Genomic DNA, 6625 nt, shown 5'->3' with positions numbered 1-6625 from the left:
GCTCGTGCAGGCGAAGTGGGTGAGCTCGGCGATGTGCCCGAGGCCGAGCTCGGCCAGGCGCTCGCGCACGTGGTACTCGACGGCCTTGACGTCGTGTCGCGTGACGGCCTCGCGGCGGGCGAGCGAGTCGATGTCGTCCTGCCCGAAGCCGGTGACGAGCTCGCGCAGTGCGGCCTTCTGCTCGTCGGTGAGCCGGGAGGCGCCGAACAGCCCCTCGTCGGTGAGGCGGATGAGCCACTCGACCTCGACGTGGATGCGCGCACGGTTCAGGCCCGCCTCGGAGAGGTGCTCGCCGAGCTCGGCGACCTGGGCGCGGTAGCGGCCGTCGAGCGGGCTGAGGGGCTGCGGGGCGAGGGTCATGAGGCTCCCTGTCGGATTCCTGGTTCGAGCTGGCGGAAGAGCGCGGTGCAGGCGCGCTCGATCATGCCGAGCACCGTGTCGAACATCGCGGCGTCGGAGTAGTACGGGTCGGGCACGTCGAGACTCGCCTCGCCGTGGCCGGGGTCGAACGACATGAGCAGGTGCACCTTGCCGCGCGCGTCGTCGTCGGGCGCCCAGCTCTTGAGCATGCGCTCGTGGGTGCGGTCGAACGCGATGATGAGGTCGACGTCGTCGAACCAGTCGCTGTCGAACTGGCGCGCGCGATGCACGTCGCCCTCGTAGCCGCGGGCGCGGAGCGCGGCGAGCGTGCGCGGGTCGCTCGGCTCGCCGACGTGCCACTCGCCGGTGCCGGCCGACTGCACGACGACGAGGTGCTCCCAGCCGCGGCGGCGGATGAGCTCGTTGAAGACCGCCTCCGCCATGGGCGAGCGGCAGATGTTGCCGGTGCAGACGAAGCAGATGCGGAACACGCCGGGGTGCCCGGGGTCCCGGTCGAAGCTCATGCCCCCATCATCCCGCACTTCGGCACCTCCTCCACAGCCGTCGATCGCGATGGCGGATGCCCGACTCGCGCTCGCCGCCTGACCCGCCGCCGCGCCCTCCCGCATCCTGGGCTCCCCGCTCACGCCGAAGGAGGCCGCTCGTGCTCGCCCACCCCTCGTCCGCTCCCCCGCCCGCTCCCGTCACCGCTCCGCTGTCAGTGACGGCCGCCTCGGCGCTCGTCGACGACCTGCACCGGCGCGAGCTCGTCGTCGCGGCCGTCGCCGAGCAGCTCGAGCGCGCGATGCAGCTCGTCGCCTCGACGGCGCACGACCCCCGCTGGCGCGGGCCCGCGGCGCGCGCGTTCGGCGCCGCGGTCGAGCGCAACCTGCACGGCCTGCTGGAGGCCCGGCGATCGCTCGACGTCGCGGGTCTCGCCCTCGTCGGCCGCCGGTGGGGCGCCGAGCAGCAGCTCGCCGAGGCGCGGGCGCGCGCCGCGAGCGTGCCGGCGGTGACCGGTGGTTGAGCCGAGCGCGCCGCTGCTCATCGGAGGGGGCGGCTCGACGGTCGTCGTCGGCGAGCACCTGCTGGAGGCCCTCGACCGCATCGCACGCAGCGCGCGCACGTGCGAGACCGCCGGCGAGCGCCTGCGCCCGATCGCGGCGCCGCTGCCCGGCGACCCGTGGAACGGCACCGGCTCCGAGCTCGAGCAGGCCGCCGCACGCGTGCGGGCGCAGGCGGAGTCGCTCGAGCTGCTCGGCACGTCGGTGCGCCTCGCGCTCGACGCCTACGGCGAGGTCGAGTCGCGCGTGCAGTCGTGGGTGCAGCGCGCCCTCGAGCCCGTCGCCTCGACGCTCGCCTTCCTCGGGGCCCGCCTCGGCCTCGGCCTGCTGCCGACCGTGCTGCCGGCCCTCGGCGTCGCCGCCGTCGCCTGGATGCTGCTGCCGAAGGCCTCGCGCGAATCGTTCAGCCGCTCGGCCGAGGCCGGGCTCGAGCGCGCGACGGGCCGCCTGCTCGACGACCAGATGACGACGCGGGCGCTGCGGCTGCTCATGACCGCGACCGACGACGCCGCGCTCGGCGCCCTCGGGGTGCCGAGCGCGCTGCTGACGCAGTACCGCGCCCTCGGGCTCGACTCCGTCGCCGCGACCGCGGGCACGGTGCTCGCCGTCGGCGTGATCGCCGGCGATCGCGGTCGCGCGCCGGTCGTCGTCGCACCGGCCGCGCGGCCGGTCGCCGCGACGGCGCCGCTCGGCGTCGCCGACCGCGTCGCGCGCATCCCCGACCCCGCGCAGCCGGTGCGGGTCGAGCGCTTCGTCGACCGCGTCGGCCAGGAGCGCTTCGAGGTGTACATCGCCGGCACGGCGGGCGAGGCCGCCGACGGCGGGCCGCTCGTCGAGGGCGGGGAGCAGCCCTTCGACTTCTCCAGCAACATCGCCCTCCTCGCCGAGCACGACGCCTCCTCGCTGCAGGCCGCGCGGCAGGCGCTCGCCGAGGCAGGCGCCGGTGCGCACAGCGAGGTCGTGTTCACCGGCTACTCGCAGGGCGCCGCGGTCGCGACGCTGCTGGCGGAGTCGGGGGAGTTCCGCACCGCGGGGCTCGTCACCGTCGGGGGGCCCACGGGCGGCATGCCCGTCACCGGCGACTACCCGGCGGTCGTCATCGCCCACGACGACGACCCCGTGACCGCGCTCGGCGGGCCGCAGCAGCGTACCGAGGCGATCGTCGTCACGGCGCCGCGCGGCGATGGCTGGAGCGACGGCGATCCCCTCGTCGCCGGGCACGCGCTGGAGCAGTACCGACGGACCGCGGAGCGCGTCGATGCCGCGGAGGCGCCGTTGCTGAGAGGCGCCCTGGACGCGCTGCCGAACGGCGCTCGCGACGTGCAGGGCGAGGCGACCGCCTACACCACGCGACGCCTCAGCCCGGAGGAGGTCGGCGCCGCGACGTCGACCGGGTCGGAGGTCAGCGGGTGCGACCCACGATCGGGCGCAGCAGCACGCCGATGAGCCAGCTCAGCAGGCCGAGCACGATCGCGCCCAGCACGCCCCACCAGAAGCCATCGACCTCGAGGCCGAAGCCGATGAGGTCCGAGATCCAGTCGACGAGCAGCAGCAGCAGGCCGTTGACGAGCAGCGCGATGAGCCCGAGCGTGAGCACGTACAGGGGGAAGGCGACGATGCGGATCGCGTTGCCGATGACGCCGTTCACGACGCCGAAGATCAGCCCCACCAGGAGGTACGTCAGCACCGAGGCGAGCGTGTCGTCGGGCGCGTACGACTCGACCGTGACGCCGGCGACGATGAGCGTCGTCAGCCAGAGGGCGACCGAGTTGATGAGCACGCGCAGCACGAAACGCTTCATGAGCCCACTATGCCCCGCGGGGGCGCACCCCGCCACCGATCGCGGCATATGCCCCGCCGTATCCTGACACCGTGACCGACCTCGCGCCCCCCGTGCGCCTGCGCCCCGAGATCGTCGCGATGCAGCCCTACCGCCAGGGCCGGCCCGCGGCGGCCGACGCCTTCAAGCTCTCCAGCAACGAGAACCCCTCCCCGCCGCACCCGGCCGTGCTCGCGGCGCTCGCCGAGGCCGCCGCGAACACCAACCGCTACCCTGACGCGACCGCGCTCATCGTGCGCGAGCGCCTCGCCGAGCGGCACGGCGTGAGCCCCGACGAGGTCATCGTCGGCGCCGGCTCGGTGAGCATCCTCGCCCAGCTCATCGCGGCGACCTCCGGCGCCGGCGACGAGGTCGTGCACGCCTGGCGCAGCTTCGAGGCCTACCCCGGCCTCATCACCGTCGCCGGGGCCACCGGCGTGCCCGTGCCGCTCACGGCGGATGCCCGGCACGACCTGCCCGCGATGGCCGCCGCCGTGACCGACCGCACCCGGCTCGTCATCGTCTGCACGCCGAACAACCCCACGGGCACCGCCGTCGGGCGCGACGAGTTCGAGGCGCTCATGGCGAGCATCCCCGGAGACCTGCTCGTGCTGCTCGACGAGGCCTACGCCGAGTTCGTGCGCGACGAGCACGCCGTCGACGGCGACGCGCTCGTGCGCCGCTGGCCCAACCTCGTGATCCTGCGCACCTTCTCGAAGGCGTACGGGCTCGCGGGCCTGCGCATCGGCTACGCGATCGCGCACCCGGCCGTCATCGACGCCGCGCGCGCCACGCAGATCCCGCTCTCCGTCACGGGCGCCGCGCAGACCGCGGTGCTCGCCGCGCTCGACCACGAGGCCGAGCTGCTGCAGACCGTCGAGGCGATCGTCGAGCGGCGCGAGCGCGTCGTCGCCGGGCTCCGCGAGCAGGGCTGGCGCATCCCGCAGAGCGAGGGCAACTTCGTGTGGCTCGCGACCGGGCAGGCCACCGCCGCGATCGCAGAGCGGTTCACCGAGGCCGGGATCGTCGGGCGCGCCTTCCCGCCGGAGGGCATCCGCGTCTCGATCGGCGAGGAGGAGTCTGTGCCGAAGCTCCTGCAGATCGCGGGCCAGGTTGTCCGTGACCTCTGAGACGGCGGCGGGGGCCCCGCCTAGAGTGGAACGCATGTCGCACCCGGCCGAGACCCTGCAGCTGCTCGCGCCCGACGGCCGCCTCGTCGAGGACGAGCGCACCGAGCGCTACCGGCCGGTCGTGGAGAGCCTCGACGAGTCGCTGCTGCAGCGCTTCCACCGCACCATGAGCGTCATCCGCGCCTTCGACATCGAGGCCGGCAACCTGCAGCGGCAGGGGCAGCTCGCGCTGTGGATCCCGAGCCTCGGGCAGGAGGCGGCGCAGGTCGGCTCCGGCTACGCCGCCCGCGCGCAGGACCACATCTTCCCCGCGTACCGCGAGCACGCCGTCGGGCACATCCGCGGCCTCGACGTCGTGCAGATCATCGCGATGCTGCGCGGCCTCAGCCACGGCGGCTGGGTGCCGGAGGAGGTCGGCAACTTCCACCTTTACACCCTCGTCATCGGCTCGCAGACGCTGCACGCCACCGGCTACGCGATGGGCGTGCAGTTCGACGGCCTCGTCGGCACGGGCGACGCCGAGCGCGACACCGCCGTGCTCGTCTACTTCGGCGACGGCGCCACGAGCCAGGGCGACGTCAACGAGGCCTTCGTCTTCGCGCAGAGCTACCAGACCCCGCAGGTGTTTTTCCTGCAGAACAACCACTGGGCGATCTCAGTGCCCGTGAGCGTGCAGTCGCGCACGCCCCTGTACCGCCGGCCGGAGGGCTTCGGCATCCCGAGCATCCAGCTCGACGGCAACGACGTGCTCGCCAGCTACGCCGTCACGCGCGAGCGCCTCGACGCCGCTCGCGCCGGTGAGGGCCCGCAGTTCATCGAGGCGCTCACCTACCGCATGGGCGCGCACACGACGAGCGACGACCCGACCAAGTACCGCACCGCCGACGAGGTCGAGCACTGGCGTCAGCGCGACCCGATCGCCCGGTTCGAGACGTACCTGCGCGGCCGCGGCGCGAGCGAGCAGTTCTTCGCCGACGTCGCCGCCGAGGCCGCGGACTTCGCCGCCGACGCGCGCCGACGCACCCTCGAGCTCACGCCGCCGCCCGCCGAGTCGATGTTCGCGCACGTCTACAGCGAGCCGCACCCCGTCATGCAGGCCCAGGCCGAGTGGTTGCGCAGCTACGAGGCCTCGTTCGAGGGAGAGGGCGCATGACCGACACGCTCGGCACCTCCGCGGCCGTGGGGCGCGCGGTCGACGCGACCGGCGTCGAGGGCGCGACGCCCGCGGCGGCGACCCCGGCATCCGTCATCACCGGCGGCGGCGTGCGCACCCTGCCGATGGCGAAGGCGCTCAACGCCGGCCTCGCCGCCGCGATGGCCGCCGACGAGAAGGTCGTGCTGCTGGGTGAGGACATCGGGCCGCTCGGCGGCGTGTTCCGCGTCACCGAGAACCTGCAGCGCGACTTCGGCCCGCGCCGCGTGCTCGACACCCCGCTCGCCGAGTCGGGCATCGTTGGCGCCGCGATCGGGCTCGCCATGCGCGGCTACCGGCCCGTCGTCGAGATCCAGTTCGACGGCTTCATCTTCCCGGCCTTCGACCAGATCACGACCCAGCTGGCCAAGCTCACCGCGCGGCACGAGGGCTCGCTGTCGCTGCCGGTCGTGATCCGCGTGCCGTACGGCGGGCACATCGGCGCCGTCGAGCACCACCAGGAGAGCCCCGAGGCGTACTTCGCCCACACTGCCGGCCTGCGCCTGGTGAGCCCGGCGACGCCGCACGACGCCTACTGGATGATCCAGGAGGCCATCGCAAGCGACGACCCCGTCATGTTCTTCGAGCCCAAGAGTCGCTACTGGCCCAAGGGCGAGGTGAACCTCGATGCCTCGGGCGCGCCGCTGCACGCGAGCCGCGTCGTGCGCACCGGCACCGACGTGACCGTCGTCGGCCACGGCGCCATGGTGAGCATGCTGCTCGACGCCGCGGCGCTCGCCGAGGAGGAAGGGACGAGCATCGAGGTCCTCGACCTGCGCTCGCTGAGCCCCATCGACTACGGCCCGATCCTCGACTCGGTGCGCCGCACCGGCCGACTCGTCGTCGCGCAGGAGGCGCCCGGCAGCGTCAGCATCGGCAGCGAGATCGCCGCGACCGTGTCGGAGAAGGCCTTTTTCTCGCTCGAGGCGCCCGTCATCCGCGTCTCCGGCTTCGACACCCCCTTCCCGCCCGCCAAGCTCGAGGGCGCCTACCTGCCCGACGTCGACCGCATCCTCGACGGCGTCGACCGGGCGCTGTCGTACTGAGCACGACCGGGCCG

At 73.8% G+C, this 6625-nt stretch carries 7 protein-coding genes and 1 pseudogene; 5 read left to right on the top strand and 3 right to left on the bottom strand.

All coding sequences use genetic code 11. From position 1 onward, the window contains the following. Together ID804_RS10375 and ID804_RS10370 are read right to left on the bottom strand one after the other, a co-directional pair. A pseudogene (locus ID804_RS10375) lies at positions 1–360 on the bottom strand (adenylosuccinate lyase); the annotation flags it as partial. Further along, the gene (locus tag ID804_RS10370; RefSeq protein WP_169078847.1) at positions 357–884 is read right to left on the bottom strand and encodes a low molecular weight protein-tyrosine-phosphatase; all 528 of its coding nucleotides are present in this window, start codon (positions 882–884) and stop codon (positions 357–359) included. The pseudogene ID804_RS10375 and the gene ID804_RS10370, both read right to left, overlap by 4 nt. A 140-nt stretch (positions 885–1024) precedes the next feature. Here ID804_RS10370 and ID804_RS10365 point away from each other — a divergent pair, with 140 nt between their 5' ends. Both ID804_RS10365 and ID804_RS10360 read left to right on the top strand, forming a co-directional pair. Beyond that, the gene (locus ID804_RS10365) at positions 1025–1387 is read left to right on the top strand and encodes a hypothetical protein (RefSeq protein ID WP_169078849.1); all 363 of its coding nucleotides are present in this window, start codon (positions 1025–1027) and stop codon (positions 1385–1387) included. Continuing rightward, positions 1380–2870, top strand: coding sequence for an alpha/beta hydrolase family protein (locus ID804_RS10360; RefSeq protein ID WP_169078851.1), 1491 nt, complete (start codon positions 1380–1382; stop codon positions 2868–2870). The genes ID804_RS10365 and ID804_RS10360 overlap by 8 nt, the downstream gene beginning before the upstream one ends. On the opposite strand, the gene ID804_RS10355 is transcribed toward ID804_RS10360, so the two are convergent. Then, entirely contained in the window at positions 2827–3225 is a 399-nt protein-coding gene (locus ID804_RS10355; protein ID WP_169078853.1) for a phage holin family protein, read from the bottom strand. The two genes, ID804_RS10360 and ID804_RS10355, sit on opposite strands and share 44 nt — an antisense overlap. A gap of 119 nt (positions 3226–3344) precedes the next feature. Here ID804_RS10355 and ID804_RS10350 point away from each other — a divergent pair, with 119 nt between their 5' ends. From ID804_RS10350 to ID804_RS10340, 3 genes are all read left to right on the top strand, one after another. Further along, the gene (locus tag ID804_RS10350; protein ID WP_211161162.1) at positions 3345–4373 is read left to right on the top strand and encodes a histidinol-phosphate transaminase; all 1029 of its coding nucleotides are present in this window, start codon (positions 3345–3347) and stop codon (positions 4371–4373) included. A 34-nt stretch (positions 4374–4407) separates the two neighbouring features. Continuing rightward, positions 4408–5526 (top strand): thiamine pyrophosphate-dependent dehydrogenase E1 component subunit alpha, encoded by a 1119-nt coding sequence (locus ID804_RS10345; RefSeq protein ID WP_169078857.1) that lies wholly within the window; start codon positions 4408–4410, stop codon positions 5524–5526. Positions 5527–5651: 125 nt separating this feature from the next. Next, positions 5652–6611, top strand: a complete 960-nt coding sequence (locus ID804_RS10340) for an alpha-ketoacid dehydrogenase subunit beta (protein ID WP_169079738.1) — start codon at positions 5652–5654, stop codon at positions 6609–6611. The last annotated feature ends 14 nt before the right edge of the window (positions 6612–6625 follow it).

The organism is Microcella alkalica, assembly GCF_014595885.1.
In the GTDB taxonomy this organism is placed as follows: domain Bacteria; phylum Actinomycetota; class Actinomycetes; order Actinomycetales; family Microbacteriaceae; genus Microcella; species Microcella alkaliphila_B.
This window is presented reverse-complemented; position numbering and strand designations above follow the sequence as displayed.

Bases quoted from the DNA above. Each gene is read 5' to 3' on its own strand.
- ID804_RS10340 (WP_169079738.1), top strand. From the start codon at position 5,652: ATGGCGAAGGCGCTCAACGCCGGCCTCGCCGCCGCGATGGCCGCCGAC.
- ID804_RS10350 (WP_211161162.1), top strand. From the start codon at position 3,345: ATGCAGCCCTACCGCCAGGGCCGGCCCGCGGCGGCCGACGCCTTCAAG.
- ID804_RS10370 (WP_169078847.1), bottom strand. From the start codon at position 884: ATGAGCTTCGACCGGGACCCCGGGCACCCCGGCGTGTTCCGCATCTGC.
- ID804_RS10345 (WP_169078857.1), top strand. From the start codon at position 4,408: ATGTCGCACCCGGCCGAGACCCTGCAGCTGCTCGCGCCCGACGGCCGC.
- ID804_RS10355 (WP_169078853.1), bottom strand. From the start codon at position 3,225: ATGAAGCGTTTCGTGCTGCGCGTGCTCATCAACTCGGTCGCCCTCTGG.